Raw genomic sequence first — 17,246 nt, 5'->3', positions numbered from 1 at the left:
ATGCACGCCCCTTCTCCGATAAAACGCCGCCTGTCCCGTCAAATTCACGTCGGCAATGTGGCGGTAGGCGGAAACGCGCCTATTTCAGTACAAAGCATGACCAACACCAACACGCTGGACGTGGCGGCTACCGTTGGTCAAATTCAGCAGCTGGAAAAGGCTGGCGCTGATATCGTGCGCGTCTCGGTACCGGATATGGATGCCGCCGAAGCCTTTGGCAAGATCAAAAAGCTGGTTGACGTACCGCTGGTCGCGGACATTCACTTTGATTACAAGATCGCTCTGCGCGTCGCCGAACTGGGCGTTGACTGTCTGCGCATCAACCCCGGCAATATTGGCCGTGAAGACCGTGTACGCGCCGTGGTGAGTGCGGCGCGCGATAACGGTATTCCTATCCGCATTGGCGTTAACGCCGGTTCGCTGGAAAAAGATCTTCAGAAGAAGTACGGCGAGCCCACGCCTGCCGCGCTGGTGGAATCCGCCATGCGTCATATCGACCACCTGGATCGGCTCGATTTTCAAGAGTTCAAGGTCAGCGTCAAAGCCTCGGATGTATTTATGGCCGTCGCGGCTTACCGTGATCTTGCCAACCGCATCGAGCAGCCGCTTCATTTGGGAATCACCGAAGCTGGCGGGCTACGCTCGGGCACCGTTAAATCATCTATTGGTCTCGGTATGCTGCTGATGGACGGCATCGGCGACACGATTCGTGTGTCACTTGCCGCCGACCCTGTGGAAGAGATCAAGGTCGGCTTTGATATGCTCAAAAGCCTGCGCCTGCGCGCCAAGGGGATCAACTTTATCGCCTGCCCCAGCTGCTCGCGGCAGAACTTTGACGTTATCAGCACTATGAACCAGCTTGAAGAGCGCCTGGAAGACGTAATGACACCGCTTGATGTCTCAGTCATCGGCTGCGTGGTTAACGGCCCGGGTGAAGCAAAAGAGACCGATATCGGCCTGACCGGCGGCAGCCCCGCGAACCTGGTGTATATCGACGGTAAACCGGCCAGCAAGCTGCGTAACGACCACTTAGTGGATGACTTGGAGCGGCTGATCCGCGAAAAAGTGCGCCAAAAACAGCAGCAAGAAGATGACATGATTGCCCGCAGCGTTTAGCGCCGGGCCCATGCATCAGCCAGGATGCAGAATAAGGAGTTTTCATTGAGCAAGTCCGCCGCTAAAAAGATTCAAGCCATCCGTGGTATGAACGACCTGTTGCCCAGCGATAGCCCTCGCTGGCAATTTTTTGAGTCTAAAGTGCGTCATTTGATGCACCGCTATGGCTTCGATGAAATTCGCACGCCCATTGTTGAACAAACCGCCCTGTTCGCTCGCTCTATCGGCGAAGTAACCGATATCGTCGAAAAAGAGATGTACACCTTTGACGATCGCAATGGCGATAGCCTGACGCTGCGTCCAGAAGGTACGGCCAGCTGCGTACGTGCGGCGATGGAGCACGGCCTGTTACACAACCAGACCCAACGGCTCTGGTACCAGGGTCCGATGTTCCGTCATGAACGTCCTCAAAAAGGCCGCTACCGTCAGTTTCACCAGGTGGGTGTTGAAACGTACGGCTTTGAAGGGCCGGATATCGATGCCGAAGTGATTCTGCTCTCGGCGCGCCTATGGAAAGAGCTGGGCCTGTTTGAGCATGTCACGCTTGAGCTTAACTCACTGGGTTCTGCCGAGGCGCGTGTGGCCTACCGTGAAAAGCTGGTGGCCTATTTTGAGCAGCACCGCGAGATTCTTGACGAGGACTCTCAGCGTCGCCTGATCAGCAACCCGCTGCGCATTCTGGATTCCAAAAATCCGGCCATGGCCGACATGCTCAACGGCGCGCCGCAGCTGATGGATCACCTTGATGATGCATCGCGTGAGCATTTCGAGCAGCTCAAAACTATGCTCGATGCGGCAGGCATTCCCTTTGTGATCAACCCTCGCCTAGTGCGTGGTCTCGACTACTACTGCCGCACGGTGTTCGAATGGACCACGAGCGCGCTGGGTAGCCAGGGCACGGTATGTGCTGGCGGACGTTACGATGGCATGGTCGAACAGCTGGGCGGCAAGCCGACCCCGGCGGTGGGTTTCGCAATGGGTATCGAGCGGCTGATTCTGCTGCTTGAGACGCTAAATCTGGTTCCCGATGAAGCGCTGGGTGGCTGTGATGTCTATCTTGTGCCCATGGACGATAGCGCAACGATTGCCGCGCTAACGCTTGCCGAGCAGCTTCGCAGCGACCTCCCCGATTTACGTCTGCAGCTTCATTGCGGCGGCGGCAGCTTCAAAAGTCGTATGAAAAAAGCCGATAAAAGCGCGGCGCCCGTGGCCATTTTGCTCGGCGAGACAGAACTTGCCGAACAGGCGGTCACGCTCAAGTTCTTGCGTGATGATCGCGAGCAGCAGCGCGTGAGTCAGGCAACGCTTTCTTCTGCGCTAGACGAGCTGCTGGTCCGCTAAGCTAAACAGGCACGCGCTGCGTGCTGATAAATAACTAATCGTCGCTATGCTGCGGCGGTTTTAGGTAATAGGAGACCGCCCGTGGCGGATCGAAGCGAAGAAGAACAGCTGGAAGTCGTTAAGCGTTGGTGGAAAGAGAATGGTACTTCGCTGATTGCAGGTGCCGCTCTTGCCGCTGCGGGCGTGTTTGGCTGGCATACCTGGCAAGACTATCAGGAAGGTCAGTCGGAAGCCGCCTCGGTTCGCTACCAGCAGCTGGTCAATATTGCCATGGCAAGCGAACTCGACGAACAGCAAACCGCCAGCGCGCGTGAGCTGATCAGCGAACTCACCGACGATTACGGCAAAACGCTTTATGCCGAACTTGCCCTCCTGATGGATGCCCGTTTAGCCGTTCAGCAGGACAACCTGGACGAGGCCAAAGCGTCGCTTGAGCAGGTAGCCAACGACTCTTCGCGTCGCTATGTGCAAAGTCTGGCCTGGCTGCGCTTGGCGCGTATCGAAGTCGCCAATGGCAACCCTGAAGCAGCACTGAGCCTGCTTGATGAGCCTATCAGCGAAGCGCTGGCTGCTCAGCAAGCCGATGTGCGCGGCGATGCCTACGCAGCCCTTGGCCAAGCCGAACAAGCCCGTAGCGCCTGGCAAAATGCGTTAGAGCTTGCTGAAAATCAGAACCAGACGCTTTACGGCGTGCAATTCAAGCTTGACGATCTTGGCGCCGAGGAGGCGACTCAATGATGAATCTGCGTCTATCCAAACAGCTCATGCGCGTAACGTTCGGAGCAGTTGCCCTTGCCTTGTTGGCCGGTTGCGCCAGCAAGGGTGAGCCCGCCTATACGCCAAAAGAGCTGCAAAGCTTTAATGAATCCGCCACGCTTGAAACCCAGTGGCGCCACAATGTGGGCGACGGCCTGGGCCGGGCACGCAACCCCATTGCACCAGCACGTGAAGGCGACACGGTGTTTGCCGCTGACGCTCAAGGCCTGGTGATGGCGTTTAACGCCGCAAGCGGTGAGCGTGAGTGGCGGGTAGAGCTTAACGCACCGGTTTCCAGCGCACTGAATGCGATTGCCGGTCACGTGTATCTGGGTACGAGCAACGGTGAAGTCATTGCGCTTGACCAGCGTGACGGCAGCGTAAGCTGGCGCTCCAGCGTTTCCAGCGAAGTACTCGCGGCTCCTCAGGCCAACCAGCAGCTGCTGATCGTGCAGAGTGTGGATGGCCAGGTAACGGCGCTTGACCGCCTCAGCGGTGAAGAGCGTTGGGTTTACACCAGCTCCCAGCCAGCCCTTACCCTGCGCGGTACGGGTACGCCCATGGTGATCGAGCCGGTTACGTTTGTCGGCATGGCCAACGGTCGCTTAGCAACGCTTGATAACCGTAACGGTCAACCGCTTTGGGATATGCAGATCGCAACCCCCAGTGGACGTAGCGAAGTAGAGCGCCTGGTCGATCTTTCTGGTCAGCCGCTGATCACCCCTGACGGCCGCCTGTTTGTGACCAGTTATAACGGCCGGGTCGTGGGGCTGGAAGCCACTCGCGGCAATGTACTCTGGGAAAGCAACATCTCTAGCCGCCACACGCCGATCCTGGTGGGCGATTACCTGATCGTGGTTACCGACGACAGCCAAGTGGTTGCCCTTGATGCCAGTAATGGTCAGGAAGTCTGGCGTAATGATAAGTTTGAAGATCGCTGGTTAACCGCCCCGGCCTTTGCCAGTGGCAACATCGTGGTGGGCGATTTTGAAGGTTATCTCCACCTGATCGACGTGCGTGAAGGTAGCGTCGTGGGACGCACCCGGGTTCATAGCTCTGGCATTAGCGTCGTCCCGGTTACCGAAGGCAGCACCATTCATGTCCAGGCCAACAATGGTCGCCTGGAAACCCTGGAAGTTACTCCATGACACCCGTCATTGCTTTGGTCGGCCGCCCCAATGTGGGCAAATCGACTCTGTTTAACCGACTAACGCGCTCGCGTGATGCGTTAGTCGCTGATTTTCCCGGCCTGACCCGCGACCGTAAGTACGGTAACGGCATGCTGGGGGGCAAGACCTACACCGTGATTGATACCGGCGGTATCAGCGGTGATGAAGAAGGCATCGATGCAGCCATGGCCGAACAGTCATTGGCGGCGATTGATGAAGCCGATATTGTCCTGTTCCTGGTCGATGCCCGCGCTGGATTGAACGTGGCCGATGAAGCCATTGCCAACCACCTGCGCGTCAACCAGAAGAAAACCTGGCTGGTGGTCAACAAGATCGACGGCCTGGAAGAGCATTCGGCCATGGCTGACTTCTGGAAGCTGGGGCTGGGCGACCCTTGGCCGATTGCAGCGGCACACGGGCGCAACGTTTCCACGCTGATCGATGTTGTGCTTGAACCGTTTCCCGAGCGGGATGCCAGCATTCCTGCCGACACCGGCAGCAAAGGCATTCGCATTGGCGTCATTGGCCGCCCGAACGTGGGTAAATCCACGCTGGTCAATCGGATGCTCGGCGAAGAACGGGTCGTGGTGTTTGATGAAGCGGGCACCACGCGCGATGCTATCGAAATCCCCTTCGAGCGGCGCGGCAAGCCTTACGTTTTGATCGACACCGCGGGTATTCGGCGGCGTAAGAACGTCAGCGAGATTGCTGAAAAGTTTTCCATTATCAAAACCCTGGATGCGATCAAAGAGTCTCACGTCGCGGTGATGGTACTGGATGCCCGCAGCGGCCTGGTGGAACAGGATTTACACCTACTGGACTACGTATTGACGACCGGGCGCGCGCTGGTGCTTGCCATCAATAAATGGGACGGTGTGGAAAGCGAAGCGAAAGAAAAAATGCGCTCGGATATCAAGCGCCGCCTGGGCTTTGCCGACTACGCCGAAATGCACTTTATTTCGGCCCTGCACGGCACGGCGGTGGGTGATTTGTACCCATCGATTGAGCGGGCGTTTAACGCCGCTAACGCGCACTGGTCCACCAACCGCTTGACCACCTTGCTGCAAGACGCAGTCAGCCAGCATCCACCGCCGATGGTCAATGGGCGGCGTATCAAGCTGCGTATGGCCCACCAGGGCGGCAGCAATCCGCCGATCATCGTGGTGCACGGTAACCAGACCGCGTCGGTGCCCGAAGCGTATCGCCGCTACCTGATCAATACGTTCCGTAAGGTTCTTAAAGTACGCGGCACGCCGATGCGCTTTGAGTTCCGTTCGGGCGATAACCCGTTTGATCATATGGCGGGAGCCAGCGATAAAGAGAAGGCCAAGAAACGCGAGCTTAACCGCACCAAAGAGGCGCGCCAGAAGCGCCGCTAGACGCCTATAGCACTAATCATCAAACGCCTGCTGAATAACTCAGCAGGCGTTTTTTATTACACTCTCTATCCGTTGACTCAACCTATCCGTAGACTCAACGTGGGAGCCGAATTCATTCGGCGATGGCGGCGACAGCCGCCCTTACTCGACGAATGGCAATATCGCGCCACCGCCACGAACCCCAGCAGCGCTTCGCGCTGCATCGCTGGCTAAAGCCTGCTCCCACCAAAGCTTCTTCCAAGGGTTAAAGCAGGGGCCAAATCCCTACTTCTTCCAAAAATCTATTGACAAAAAGCGCCGCCCTACCTCAAATAGCCTCGCTTTGGGCACTTCCGCTCACCTTTCGCCCTTCTTAGGAGGGAACTTATGCGTTATGCGGTTCGTCACTGGCGCTGGCTTGTGACACTTAGTTTGGCCAGCTTACTCACCGGCTGTCTGGCGCTTCCTCAAACGAGCCTGTTTGCGTTTCGTTTGGCAGTCACATCGCTTGGCGTTGAAGACGTGCGCATTGGCCCCTACAGCATCAATGCGGGCCTGGACACCAGCGACCTAACCAGTCTCTTAGCCTCAAGCCTGGGCGCTGGTAGCCTGCCGGTACAGGCAACGCTTGCGTTGGGGCTGGGCCTGCCTGCAGGCATGCCGGCGGTGGCCATGTCAGGTTTTGATTGGACGCTGAACATGCCGGGCGTAGAGCCTGTGCAAGGCGAGTACAACCAGGATGTGTCATTGACCCCGGGCGACGGCGCTAACCTGCGTCTGCCGGTGGCTTTTGATGTTTTAGGCACAGACACCCAGAAGATGGCGCCGATGCTGAACTTAGCCCGGCAGCTCGCCGCTCAGGGTGAGCTCCCGGCGGGCAGTCAACTGGCCATCACGCCAGGCGACCTGCGCGGGCTGGGCATGACGCTGCCTGCCGGGCTGTTAACGCCGACTATCCGCCTGAATGTGGGCGAAGATGGTCAGCTAACGCCTCAGCGTTAACGTTTTTCCTCCAGACGTTTGCGGCCTACCCAGTGGGCCGCAAACTGCCGCATAGCCACCCATGGATATTTCAATGGTTCTTCCGGTGGCAATCATTGACCGACATGATCAAGTAGCTTGGTTAAAGGTTGGCTCAATTCCGCGTCCATACCTATCCTCACAGACCGACCCTCACAGAGCTATCCTCCCATACCTATCCTCAAGTAAAGTCAGTTATGATGGCGGTATTGCTTGACCGCTCTCAATGGTTATCTTGTGAGTAGAGAACCTATTCGTCCAGAAGGAAACTATCTTATGCGTTGGCTTCGTCCATTGGCTGTTACCGCGCTATGCGCTTCGCTCGCGGCTTGTTCTACCTCACCCACCGGGCGCTCGCAATTATTGCTGCTTTCCGACGACCAGCTTAACGAGATGGGCCAGCAGGCATTTGCTCAGTACCAGAAGGATATTCCCACCGCTGACCAGGCCAGCCTGCGCTATGTGCAATGCATCACCGATGCGATTGTTGACGTGCTACCTGGCGATCAGCGCAGCCTGGATTGGCAGGTGCGTGTGTTCAAGGCCGAGCAGCCTAACGCCTTCGCTCTCCCTGGCGGCTACATGGGCGTAAACACCGGCATGTTGAATGTTGCTACCACTCAAGACCAGCTGGCAGCCGTCGTCGGCCATGAGATTGGCCACGTACTCGCCCGCCACGCCAATGAGCGCGCCTCGACCCAAAGCGCTACTTCGCTGGGGCTGTCGGTGATTTCCAGCGCCTCGGGTATGCAGAGCCCCGGTGGACAACAGTTGATGGGCGTACTGGGTATGGGCGCGCAGTACGGCATTGCGCTACCCTTCTCACGCCGCCACGAAAGCGAAGCGGACGTTATTGGCCTGGATCTGATGGCCCAAGCAGGTTTTGATCCACGTCAAAGTGTAACGCTTTGGGAAAATATGCAGGCAGCCTCAGGCGGCAGCGCTCCCCCAGCGTGGATGTCAACCCACCCCAATCAAGGCCAGCGTATTGAAGGCCTGCAGGCCAATATGGATAGAGCGCTTGCGACCTATGAACAGGCACGCAGCAATGGGCAGACGCCTAGCTGCAAGCGCCCTTGAGCAGTTAGGGCGTACGGATGTATTCGCCAAGATGAGACACCGCCCTCATCTTGGCGTAATGATTTAGACGTTAGGCGGCGTTCAGCATCTGGCGTATCATCTGGCGTACCTGGGTCGTATCAGGGCGTACATTGCGCCATAAAAAGAACGCTTCTGCCGCCTGTTCAACCAGCATTCCCAGGCCATCCAATCGCTTAGCACCATGAGTACCCGCCCATTTCAAGAACACCGTTTGTACTGCGCCATACATCATGTCGTAGGCCCAGGCACCTTCTGTAAATAAGTTACCCGGCAGCGGTGGCAACTCACCGTTTAAGCTTGCGCTACTGCCATTGATCACGACATCAAACGGGCCTTTAATCTCCTTGAACCCTCCACTGTGCAGCTCGCCAAGGTCAGCAAAATCATCTGCCAGCTGCTGGGCTTTTTCAGCGGTACGGTTAACCAGGACGACCTCGCCGGGCTGCTCGGCAAGCAGTGGCTCCAGAGCGCCCCGCACGGCGCCACCCGCACCAATCACCAGCACACGTTTATCGGTGAGGGGCACCCGGTGATAGTTCAGATCACGTATCAAGCCCACGCCATCCGTGTTATCACCATACGTCAGCCCATTGCCACCTACCGTTAGTGTATTAACCGCTTTGGCTCGCTGGGCACGTTTACTTAAAGTGTCGCATAGCGCAAAGGCGTCGCCTTTAAAAGGCACGGTTACGTTGGCACCACGCCCGCCTTTCTCAACAAACGATCGCCAAGTTTCGGCAAAGCCATCCAGAGGCGCCCGTTCCTTCGTATATTCAATGTCCTGCTTGGTTTGCTGGGCAAACTCGGTGTGAATCAGTGGCGATTTTGAGTGCTCTATGGGATTACCAAACACGCAGTAACGGTCACTCATTGGCTCGCTCCTATGCATTCTTTCATATTCCAAAGATCCCCTTACGTAGTTATGTGTGCATTGTCAGTAAGCGTTCGTTGGATTGCTTATTTATTACCTGCTAATCCCCAGCCAGTCACGAGGCACCAGATAACTATTAAGCTTGGCTTCGGCGCTGTCGGCGTCGGGTGTGTAAGCATATTCCCAGCGCGCAAGTGGCGGCATGGACATTAAAATCGACTCGGTACGCCCGCCGCTTTGCAGGCCAAATAGCGTGCCCCGGTCCCACACCAGATTAAACTCTACATAGCGGCCACGCCGATAAAGCTGGAATTCACGCTCACGCTCGCCCCAGGCATCGGTTTTACGTCGCTCCACAATAGGCAGATAAGCATCCAAAAAGCTATCGCCTACGGCGCGCTGAAAGGCAAAGCACTCATCAAAGCTGCCCGCATTGAGATCATCAAAAAACAGCCCCCCCACGCCACGAGTTTCGTCGCGATGCTTTAGGTAGAAGTAGTCGTCACACCAGGCCTTATAGCGGGCGTATACGTCATCGCCAAAGGGGTCGCAGGCGGCTTTGGCAACCCGATGCCAATGCACAACATCATCGAGCACCGGGTAGTAGGGGGTTAAATCAAACCCACCGCCAAACCACCACACCGGTGGCTCACCCTCTTTCTCGGCGATAAAGAAGCGCACGTTGCCATGGCTAGTGGGGATATGCGGATTTTCAGGATGCAGCACCCAGGAAACCCCGACCGCATGAAAACTGCGTCCGGCAAGCTCCGGGCGGGCAGCGGTGGCAGAAGGCGGTAGCTTAGCACCGTAGACATGGGAAAAATTGACGCCGCCTTTTTCGAACACGCCGCCCTGCTCAATGACCCGAGAACGACCGCCGCCGCCCTCTTCACGCTGCCAGCTGTCCTCGCGGAATGTACCACGGCCATCGGCGGCGGCCAGGCCCTCGCAGAGCCGCTCCTGCAGGTCCAGCAGGTACGTTTTAACATTATTCAGGTGCTCTTGGGCCACGGTGTCTCCAAGATGGTGTCAAAAGGGTTAATAGTAATGGTAAGGGGTGAAGGGCGAATCGGCAAAAATAGACGAGTTCTAAAGCGTTACGATCGTGATTGGAAACGCGTGAGCGCTCGGCGATAGGCACCGCTTCGCACCGCCCGGCTGATCATAGGCATGGCGCTTTTGATCCCGGCCCGTACCAGGCGGCGCTGAATCCGTGGCATGTTCAGTTCAAGCTGATTTGCGGCCCATTCGGGAAGTAGATCGATTCCTGCACGCATGAAAAGCGCACCGGCCGGGCCAAAGATCACATGGCGCGGCGGGGCATCTAGCAATACCTGCACGACTTCCCGGGTGCGCTCGTCACAAATGAGTTCACGCCGTTTAGCGTCCAGGTATGCATCAATCGCAGCGCGACTATCGGGTACGTTGCTTGCGCCCAACGCCTCGGCAATACAGGCGGTCTCGAAAAAGTAACGATCCTGGCTTTCGCGCTCAAGCTGAGGATTACGATAACGCAGATGCGCAGCCATGAAGCGGCTCATCTCAGCGACATGCACCCAGGTAAGAAGATCCGGATCGTCGGCAGAATAAGGACGGCCATCGGCGGCGTGGCCGCGTACCTTGGCATGCACCCGGCGCACCCGGGCAATCGCCTCTTCGGCCTGCTCGAAAGTACCGAAGCTGGTGGTGGCGATAAAGTCGCTGGTGCGTCTTAGCCGCCCGACCATATCATGACGAAAGCTTGAGTGATCCCATACGCCAGCCAGCGCCAGCGGATGCAGCATCTGCAAGAGCAGCGCGCTGATGCCGCCGCACATCATGGGCGTAAAGTCGCCATGAATATTGCGCACCAGGCCATCCAGAGGAAAGGGGCCGGGATTTTGCGCAGCGCGTGCCTCACCCAGGCGCGCCGCCATGGCGTCATACAGAAAAGTGGCCACGGCTAGGCGCGCATCACCTGACCCGTGGCAAGGTCGCGGATAGTGCTGGGCCGCGAGTTACCGCCAAGCTCACCAGCAACCATTGCGGCGATCTCCTGACCAAAAATGCTGACAATTTCGTCACTGCTCATGGCCGGCGGCTCTCCGGCGCGATTGGCCGAGGTAGACACCAGCGGCCCGCCAAACGCTTCGCATAATGCTTTCATCAACGGGTGATCGGTCACCCGCAAGGCTACGCGCTGGTGAGCACCGCGCACCAAGGGATGGCTGCGGCCATTATCCGGCACTAACCAGGTATTGGGGCCGGGCCAGCTGGCAGCCAGCGGTGCGTGTAGTGCGAGCGGCAGTTGGCTTAGCCAGGGTTGGAACTGCTTGATGCTGGCAGCGACCAAAATAACGCCCTTGGCGGGGTCACGTGCCTTCATGCGCATCAGGTGCGTCAGTGCTTCGCCGTTATCCGGGTCGCAGCTAAGCCCCCACACCGCTTCGGTGGGGCAGGCAATCACGCCACCTGCATGTAACGCATTAACGGCAGTTTCGAGGTTGGTGGCCGGTTTCATGGCAACTCCTGCTCTACTAGAGGCGACGGGCGATAATGAGAATACGCATATTTTATCATGGCCTGGGCAAACGCACCCAGCCACCCGCCTGCTGGGCCACCCATCCATCAAGTTCCAGCATCAGTAGCCGCTGCTGACAACCGCTGACGGTTTCGCCGGTATTGTGTACCAGCACATCAAGGGGCACGGGTGTTGCGGATAAAGCGTTAAGCAGCGTATCCGGCAGCGGCTCGCTTTCGCGCGGGGGTAGTGAAGATGGTAGTGAAGATGAAGATGCAGCCGCTAGCTGATCACGCCCTGCTTGTTGATGGCCTGTCTGATCATAGTCTGCCTGGCCATGACTTGCTTGGGGTAGAAAGTGGCCTGCCCACTGCTGCAATTCCTCAACAATATCGTCAACGTGGCGCACCAGCGTTGCCCCGTTACGTAAGAGATGCAGGCAGCCTTGTGCCTGTACGTTATGCAGCGAACCCGGCACCGCAAATAGCTCTTTGCCCTGCTCCAGTGCCAGGCGCGCACTAACCAACGAGCCGCTTTTCTCCGTGGCCTCCACTACTAACGTGCCCAGGGAAAGCCCGGTCACAATCCGGTTGCGGCGCGGGAAGAACGCTGGGCGCGCCGTTGTGCCCGGCGGGTGTTCCGATAACAGCAGCCCTCCGGGGGCGTTACTTAGCTGCTCGTGAAGGTCGCGGTGTCTGGCAGGATAAATAACGTCCACGCCACAGCCCAGTACTGCGATACTGCTACCTCCGGCATTGAGCGCCGCGCGCTGGGCAATGCCGTCGATCCCCAATGCCATACCACTAACGATGCACCACCCCCGACAAGCCAGCTCCCGTGCAAACCCCTGCGCATTGGCGCTGCCTTCGGAAGTAGGTTTGCGCGTCCCCACCATGGCAAGCGTCGGCCCGTTAAGCGCCGCAAGATCCCCCTGCGCCCATAAGATGGCGGGTGGGTCCGGCAACTCGTTTAACAGCTCAGGCCAGGCAGGATGATGACGATGCAAAATATGCCGATGATGTCCACCCTGCTGCCATGCCAAGGCATCGTCTACACACTGCTGAAGCGGGCTGCGCTCTGGATGTTCAAGCCATAGCCTTAACGCGCTGGCGGCATTACTGGGCAGCGCGGCAAGCCAGCCTTCCGGCCAGCGTGGCTTGCGGGCCACCAGTTGGCTAATCCGCAAGGCGCCCATTCCCGGCAAGGCGTTAACGACTAACCACTCGCTGGCATCCATTGGCTCTCCTTAAAGTGCATGTCCGATTTAAAAGTATCCTATTGATTCGGGAACACTACCTGATCCCCGACTTCCAGCACGTTGGATGTCTGCATCACCAGCGCGAAGCTCACCTGCTGATAAGGCTTAATGACCATTAATTTGCCCGAGGGCGTCGGCGGCAGCTGGGTCACTGGCGGGTCATCAAACGTTTCGCCTGGCTGGTTAACCTGAAGGACATGCCCGGCTTGCAAGCCATCCTGAGTACCCAGATCGATGCTCACGATCTGCAGGCGGCCTATAAAACGCAGCCCGTCTGGCACATCAAGAATACGTCCACTCACGTTGCGGGGAGGCAGTTGCGGCTGTAGCGCAGAGGGCGGCGGGTGCTGTTCCCGAACAAGGATAAGATCATTACGCCGCACCTCCTGATGGGCGCGGAGTATTTCCAGTGCCAGCATATCGCCAGCGGTGCGCAAGTGGCGCGCCTCGCCAATGTTAGTGAGCGCTTGGCCCAGCGGCGTGCCGTCGTCAGCGGTATAGGTTTGCGTCGGGCGGTAAATACCTAGCGTGGCACTCTTCTGCGCAATATCCTGTGCATTCTTTTGTACATTCTCCTGTACGTTGCCTCGCGCAAAAATCGTATCGCCCGGCGCATGGAGCAGGCGCTGATTCTCGCCGCCAATGACGTAAGCTGGCGCTTGCACAGCTTCGCCCGGCTCCACTACGCGGTATTCACGCCAGAAGGCATCCAGGCTTTCAGGCGATAGCGGGTTTAATTCGTTAAGCCGCGCATCATTCTGATCACTACCTGCCGCGGACATGCTTACCCACAGCGATAGGCTGATTAGCGCGGCGCTTTTCAGGCCCAATGCTAAGTAGAGTGACCGTTTACGCAGTACGCGTGGGGCGCGCTGCATGGCCGTGACATCGCTAAAGGCTAGTATCGTCATCCCACGCTCCTTGAGGATGTTGCGATCGACTTTCACCGCGCTGCTGGCCCTGCGCCCATGCCCAGGAGTGCTGTCAGCGTGATATAATAGTTATTAGAACAGTGTGAGGCCGCAACGACCCGGCCTGATTATCAAAGATTCAGCATAACGGTGATTGTAAACTCATGGCCAAACTTCCTATTCTCGAATTCCCCGATGAGCGCCTGCGCACCAAGGCGGTACCGGTGGAAACCGTTGACGATGAGATCCGCCAACTTGTCGACGATATGTTAGAGACCATGTACGACGCTCGCGGCATTGGTCTTGCGGCCACCCAGATCGATGTCCATCGGCGCGTCGTCGTCATGGATGTCAGCGAAGACAATTCGCAGCCGCTTGTCTTGATCAACCCCCGCTACACGCCTATCGGCGAAGAGCAGGAACCGCTTTCAGAAGGCTGCCTATCGATTCCTGAGCACTACGCCGAAGTGCCGCGTTACCTGAAGGTCCAACTCAACGCCCTTGACCGCAACGGCGATGCTTACGAAATTGAGGCTGACGGCCTGCTGGCACACTGTATTCAGCACGAGTACGACCACCTGGAAGGCGTACTGTTTGTTGATTACCTGTCGCCGCTTAAACGTGATCGCATTATGAAAAAAATGCAGAAACGCCATAAGCTGATGCAGGACAACGGCTAGCTCTGTTTTATTACAGCTACGTTTTGCATAGCCTCGTTTTATCATAGTTTACTTCGGTTTTCGCAAGAAAGTTTTGCTGAAACGTTTGCGACAAGCGTGATGACAACGCTTAAGGCCGAGAAGCCCGGTGATCACAACAGTTGTTGTATGCCTTCGCTTCTCGGCCTTTATTGTTGGTCTGGGCTTTCTCTTTTTCCCTGTTATTAGGTAGCTATTGTCATGTCACAGTTGCGCGTTGTTTTTGCTGGCACGCCTGATTTCGCAGCCTCAAGCCTTGCGGCTCTACTGGATGGCAACCATGAAGTGGTGGCGGTGTATACCCAGCCTGACCGCCCAGCGGGGCGCGGACGCAAACTCACGCCCAGCCCTGTGAAAAAGCTTGCCCTTGAACACGATCTGCCGGTTTACCAGCCCCAGACGTTTAAAGATACCGACGCCCAGGCCGAATTGGCGGCACTTAACGCGGATATCATGGTGGTCGTTGCTTACGGATTATTGCTCCCCCAAGTAGTGCTCGATACGCCGCGCCTGGGCTGCATTAACGTGCATGCATCGCTACTGCCCCGCTGGCGCGGCGCGGCACCCATTCAGCGCGCAATTGAGGCGGGCGACTCCGCCTCGGGCGTAACCATCATGCAAATGGATGCGGGGCTGGATACTGGGGCGATGCTGCACGAAGTACGCACGCCGATTACTGAGCGCACCACCGGCGGTGACCTTCACGACCGCCTGGCTATTCAAGGCGCCGGTGCGTTAATGAGCGTGTTGGACGATATCGCCCAAGGCAAGGCGAGCGCCACACCTCAGCCTGCCGAAGGCGTCACCTACGCCACCAAACTCAGCAAGGCCGAAGCCGAGCTGGACTTTACCCGGCCCGCTGAGGAGCTTGCGCGTAAAATTCGCGCCTTCAACCCCTGGCCGGTTGCCTGGTGCCAATTGGGCGATGACCGCCTGCGCCTGCTGATGGCAAGCATTGAGAGCGGCGAGCACGCCCCGCAGCTTCCCGGCATGCTTTTGGAGCATGGCGAAGATCATCTGCGCATCGCCTGCGGCGCTGAAGGCCGCGAGGTCCTCTGCATCAGCAGCGCCCAACTGCCGGGCGGCAAAGCCATGGCGGTGCGCGACTTACTCAATGCCCGCCACGCACGCCTTACCACCGGCACCCGCCTTGGTCAGCAACCCCAGCAAGGAGACTCTTTATGAGCCAACAACGTTCAGCGCAACGCGGGCGCCCGTCAGCCAATAGCGGCCAAGACGTTCGCGCCGCCGCCGCTCGCGCTCTGGCACCGGTGATTAGCCAGCAAGGCTCACTTTCAAGTCTGGATGAACACAGCGTAGTTGCCCGCGATCGAGGGCTTTTAAAAGAGCTCTGCTTTGGCACCTGCCGCCGTCTTCCACGCCTGGAAGCTCTTGCCGCCACGTTGCTGAAACAGCCTTTTAAAAAGCGTGACAGCGATATCCATGCCCTGCTGTTGGTGGGTATTTATCAGCTGCTGTATATGCGCATTCCTGCCCACGCGGCGGTAGGTGAAACGGCGGGCGCCGCGCGTTTGCTGGGCAAGGAGTGGGCAACCCGCGTGTTAAATGGCTGCCTGCGCCGCCTGCAGCGAGAATCCGATGCGCTCCAGGAAGCGGTCGACCGCGATGAAAGCGTTGCGCTGTCACATCCTCGCTGGTTGCTGGATACGCTGCGCAACGCCTGGCCCGAGCAGTGGCGTGCCATCGTCGAGGCCAATAATGAGCCCGGCCCCATGACTCTGCGGGTTAACCAGCGCTATAACGACCGTGAAGCGTACCTGGAAAAGCTCGTTGAGGCCGGCTTAAACGGCGAGCTATGCACCCACTCGCCGGATGGCATTACGCTGCATACCCCGTGTGACGTGACGGCCCTGCCTGGGTTTGCCGAAGGCCACGTCAGCGTGCAGGATGAGGCGGCTCAGCTTAGCGCCGCACTGCTGGGCCCAGCGCTTGCTCCCCGAGCAGGCGCCCATGTGCTGGATGCGTGTAGCGCGCCCGGCGGTAAAACCGCTCACTTGCTTGAGCAGTTCGATATTGCCCTGACCGCTCTGGATAGCGACAACCACCGTCTATCGCGCGTTGAAGACACCCTCAACCGGTTAGGCTTATCCGCTGAATTGCAGCATGCCGATGCCGCCGAGCGTGACTGGTGGAACGGCACGCCGTTTGAAGCTATTCTGCTGGATGCCCCTTGCTCCGGTACCGGGGTTATCCGGCGCCATCCAGATATCAAGGCGCTGCGCCGTAAAGAGGACATCCGCCAGTTAGCCAAGCTGCAACAGCAGCTACTGGATAACTTGTGGCCTCTGCTACGCGAAGGCGGCACGCTGCTCTACGCCACCTGTTCAGTACTGCCTGAAGAGAACGCCAAGCAGATCGATGCGTTTTTAGCCCGGACACCGGATGCCAAGGTGACCACGCCCAATGACGTTGCCTGGGGAGTGCCGAGCGGCCAAGGTCGTCAGCTGTTTCCCGAACAGGGACGTCACGATGGCTTTTTTTATGCCAGACTAGAGAAGCATACTGCTTAAACGTAAGTAGTGAATTCATGACTAAGGATGGAGATAACATGACGCAACATACCTACAAGCACGTAGAAATCACCGGCTCTTCCGAAAAAGGTATCGAGGACGCCGTGCAGAACGCACTTGCTAAAGCCTCAGAATCCATTCAGCACATGCGCTGGTTGGAAGTGACCGATACCCGTGGTCATATTGAAGATGGTCGCGTTGCTCACTGGCAGGTCACTGTCAAAGTTGGCTTCACGCTGGAATAAATCCTACCTGCTTTTCGACGGCGGCTGGTTTACACTGGCCGCCGTCTTTGTTGCAGCGCATTACGTTAGAACTGTATATAAGAACTGTATATAAGAATTGTGTATAAGAACTGTGTATAAGCACTTTATATCAGGACTTTATATCAGAACTTTATATCAGAACTTTATATTAGGACTTCACGTTAGACATTGCGCTGGCGCTTTTAATGGAACCGATGCTCAGTAATGAAAATCATCATTCTCGGCGCCGGCCAGGTCGGCGGTACCCTGGCGGAGCACCTCGCCCGCGAGGAAAACGACATCACCGTGGTCGATACCGACACCAATAAACTGCGCGAGCTGCACACCAAGCTCGATATTCGCACTGTGAT

The 17,246-nt window shown here is 57.5% G+C and carries 18 protein-coding genes; 12 read left to right on the top strand and 6 right to left on the bottom strand.

Annotated elements, in window-relative coordinates; translation table 11 throughout:
• From ispG to ACT3R7_RS17260, 7 genes are all read left to right on the top strand, one after another.
• Nucleotides 1–1,116, top strand: coding sequence for a flavodoxin-dependent (E)-4-hydroxy-3-methylbut-2-enyl-diphosphate synthase (gene ispG / locus ACT3R7_RS17290; protein ID WP_193090812.1), 1,116 nt, complete (start codon nucleotides 1–3; stop codon nucleotides 1,114–1,116).
• A gap of 45 nt (nucleotides 1,117–1,161) precedes the next feature.
• Nucleotides 1,162–2,457, top strand: coding sequence for a histidine--tRNA ligase (gene hisS / locus ACT3R7_RS17285; RefSeq protein WP_192538600.1), 1,296 nt, complete (start codon nucleotides 1,162–1,164; stop codon nucleotides 2,455–2,457).
• Between the two features lie 81 nt (nucleotides 2,458–2,538).
• Entirely contained in the window at nucleotides 2,539–3,195 is a 657-nt protein-coding gene (locus ACT3R7_RS17280) for a YfgM family protein (RefSeq protein WP_192538599.1), read from the top strand.
• Nucleotides 3,192–4,361 (top strand): outer membrane protein assembly factor BamB, encoded by a 1,170-nt coding sequence (bamB, locus tag ACT3R7_RS17275; protein ID WP_192538598.1) that lies wholly within the window; start codon nucleotides 3,192–3,194, stop codon nucleotides 4,359–4,361. Before ACT3R7_RS17280 ends, bamB begins: the two co-directional genes overlap by 4 nt.
• Complete coding sequence (der, locus tag ACT3R7_RS17270) at nucleotides 4,358–5,761, top strand: ribosome biogenesis GTPase Der (protein ID WP_018918138.1); 1,404 nt, start codon at nucleotides 4,358–4,360, stop codon at nucleotides 5,759–5,761. Before bamB ends, der begins: the two co-directional genes overlap by 4 nt.
• A gap of 366 nt (nucleotides 5,762–6,127) precedes the next feature.
• Entirely contained in the window at nucleotides 6,128–6,742 is a 615-nt protein-coding gene (locus tag ACT3R7_RS17265; protein WP_193090811.1) for a hypothetical protein, read from the top strand.
• Between the two features lie 294 nt (nucleotides 6,743–7,036).
• Nucleotides 7,037–7,840 (top strand): M48 family metallopeptidase, encoded by an 804-nt coding sequence (locus ACT3R7_RS17260; protein WP_192538596.1) that lies wholly within the window; start codon nucleotides 7,037–7,039, stop codon nucleotides 7,838–7,840.
• A 70-nt stretch (nucleotides 7,841–7,910) separates the two neighbouring features.
• Here the strand turns inward: ACT3R7_RS17260 and aroE are convergent, their stop codons facing one another.
• The 6 genes from aroE to ACT3R7_RS17230 form a co-directional block, all read right to left on the bottom strand.
• Nucleotides 7,911–8,732, bottom strand: coding sequence for a shikimate dehydrogenase (gene aroE / locus ACT3R7_RS17255; RefSeq protein ID WP_192538595.1), 822 nt, complete (start codon nucleotides 8,730–8,732; stop codon nucleotides 7,911–7,913).
• A 93-nt stretch (nucleotides 8,733–8,825) separates the two neighbouring features.
• Nucleotides 8,826–9,743, bottom strand: a complete 918-nt coding sequence (gene hemF, locus ACT3R7_RS17250) for an oxygen-dependent coproporphyrinogen oxidase (RefSeq protein WP_192538594.1) — start codon at nucleotides 9,741–9,743, stop codon at nucleotides 8,826–8,828.
• An 86-nt stretch (nucleotides 9,744–9,829) separates the two neighbouring features.
• The gene (locus tag ACT3R7_RS17245) at nucleotides 9,830–10,672 is read right to left on the bottom strand and encodes an oxygenase MpaB family protein (protein ID WP_192538593.1); all 843 of its coding nucleotides are present in this window, start codon (nucleotides 10,670–10,672) and stop codon (nucleotides 9,830–9,832) included.
• Nucleotides 10,673–10,674: 2 nt separating this feature from the next.
• The gene (locus ACT3R7_RS17240) at nucleotides 10,675–11,232 is read right to left on the bottom strand and encodes an L-threonylcarbamoyladenylate synthase type 1 TsaC (protein WP_192538592.1); all 558 of its coding nucleotides are present in this window, start codon (nucleotides 11,230–11,232) and stop codon (nucleotides 10,675–10,677) included.
• 55 nt (nucleotides 11,233–11,287) lie between these two features.
• Nucleotides 11,288–12,469, bottom strand: coding sequence for a DNA-processing protein DprA (dprA, locus tag ACT3R7_RS17235; protein WP_192538591.1), 1,182 nt, complete (start codon nucleotides 12,467–12,469; stop codon nucleotides 11,288–11,290).
• A gap of 38 nt (nucleotides 12,470–12,507) precedes the next feature.
• Nucleotides 12,508–13,401, bottom strand: a complete 894-nt coding sequence (locus ACT3R7_RS17230; protein WP_192538590.1) for a peptidoglycan-binding protein — start codon at nucleotides 13,399–13,401, stop codon at nucleotides 12,508–12,510.
• A gap of 164 nt (nucleotides 13,402–13,565) precedes the next feature.
• On the opposite strand from ACT3R7_RS17230, the gene def reads away from it, so the two are divergent.
• The 5 genes from def to ACT3R7_RS17205 all read left to right on the top strand — a co-directional run.
• The gene (gene def, locus ACT3R7_RS17225) at nucleotides 13,566–14,081 is read left to right on the top strand and encodes a peptide deformylase (RefSeq protein WP_018918148.1); all 516 of its coding nucleotides are present in this window, start codon (nucleotides 13,566–13,568) and stop codon (nucleotides 14,079–14,081) included.
• A gap of 219 nt (nucleotides 14,082–14,300) precedes the next feature.
• Nucleotides 14,301–15,284 carry a methionyl-tRNA formyltransferase gene (fmt, locus tag ACT3R7_RS17220; RefSeq protein WP_193090810.1) on the top strand — a complete coding sequence of 328 codons (984 nt, stop codon included), beginning with the start codon at nucleotides 14,301–14,303 and terminating at the stop codon, nucleotides 15,282–15,284.
• Nucleotides 15,281–16,630 (top strand): 16S rRNA (cytosine(967)-C(5))-methyltransferase RsmB, encoded by a 1,350-nt coding sequence (gene rsmB / locus ACT3R7_RS17215; protein WP_193090809.1) that lies wholly within the window; start codon nucleotides 15,281–15,283, stop codon nucleotides 16,628–16,630. The genes fmt and rsmB overlap by 4 nt, the downstream gene beginning before the upstream one ends.
• Nucleotides 16,631–16,668: 38 nt before the next feature.
• On the top strand, nucleotides 16,669–16,875 hold the full coding sequence (locus ACT3R7_RS17210; protein ID WP_192538587.1) for a dodecin: 207 nt from the start codon (nucleotides 16,669–16,671) through the stop codon (nucleotides 16,873–16,875).
• A 225-nt stretch (nucleotides 16,876–17,100) separates the two neighbouring features.
• A partial coding sequence (locus ACT3R7_RS17205) for an NAD-binding protein (protein ID WP_496199311.1) occupies nucleotides 17,101–17,246 on the top strand: 146 nt, incomplete at its 3' end.

This window comes from Halomonas sp. AOP43-A1-21, assembly GCF_052376775.1.
GTDB classification, from domain to species: domain Bacteria; phylum Pseudomonadota; class Gammaproteobacteria; order Pseudomonadales; family Halomonadaceae; genus Vreelandella; species Vreelandella colorata.
Note: the sequence above shows the minus strand (reverse complement) of the source record. Positions and strands in the feature narration are given on the sequence as shown.

Coding starts and splice junctions, on each gene's coding strand:
- fmt (WP_193090810.1), top strand. CDS start 14,301: ATGTCACAGTTGCGCGTTGTTTTTGCTGGCACGCCTGATTTCGCAGCC.
- ACT3R7_RS17210 (WP_192538587.1), top strand. CDS start 16,669: ATGACGCAACATACCTACAAGCACGTAGAAATCACCGGCTCTTCCGAA.
- ispG (WP_193090812.1), top strand. CDS start 1: ATGCACGCCCCTTCTCCGATAAAACGCCGCCTGTCCCGTCAAATTCAC.
- ACT3R7_RS17260 (WP_192538596.1), top strand. CDS start 7,037: ATGCGTTGGCTTCGTCCATTGGCTGTTACCGCGCTATGCGCTTCGCTC.
- def (WP_018918148.1), top strand. CDS start 13,566: ATGGCCAAACTTCCTATTCTCGAATTCCCCGATGAGCGCCTGCGCACC.
- ACT3R7_RS17265 (WP_193090811.1), top strand. CDS start 6,128: ATGCGTTATGCGGTTCGTCACTGGCGCTGGCTTGTGACACTTAGTTTG.
- bamB (WP_192538598.1), top strand. CDS start 3,192: ATGATGAATCTGCGTCTATCCAAACAGCTCATGCGCGTAACGTTCGGA.
- ACT3R7_RS17230 (WP_192538590.1), bottom strand. CDS start 13,401: ATGACGATACTAGCCTTTAGCGATGTCACGGCCATGCAGCGCGCCCCA.
- der (WP_018918138.1), top strand. CDS start 4,358: ATGACACCCGTCATTGCTTTGGTCGGCCGCCCCAATGTGGGCAAATCG.
- ACT3R7_RS17240 (WP_192538592.1), bottom strand. CDS start 11,232: ATGAAACCGGCCACCAACCTCGAAACTGCCGTTAATGCGTTACATGCA.
- dprA (WP_192538591.1), bottom strand. CDS start 12,469: ATGGATGCCAGCGAGTGGTTAGTCGTTAACGCCTTGCCGGGAATGGGC.
- aroE (WP_192538595.1), bottom strand. CDS start 8,732: ATGAGTGACCGTTACTGCGTGTTTGGTAATCCCATAGAGCACTCAAAA.
- rsmB (WP_193090809.1), top strand. CDS start 15,281: ATGAGCCAACAACGTTCAGCGCAACGCGGGCGCCCGTCAGCCAATAGC.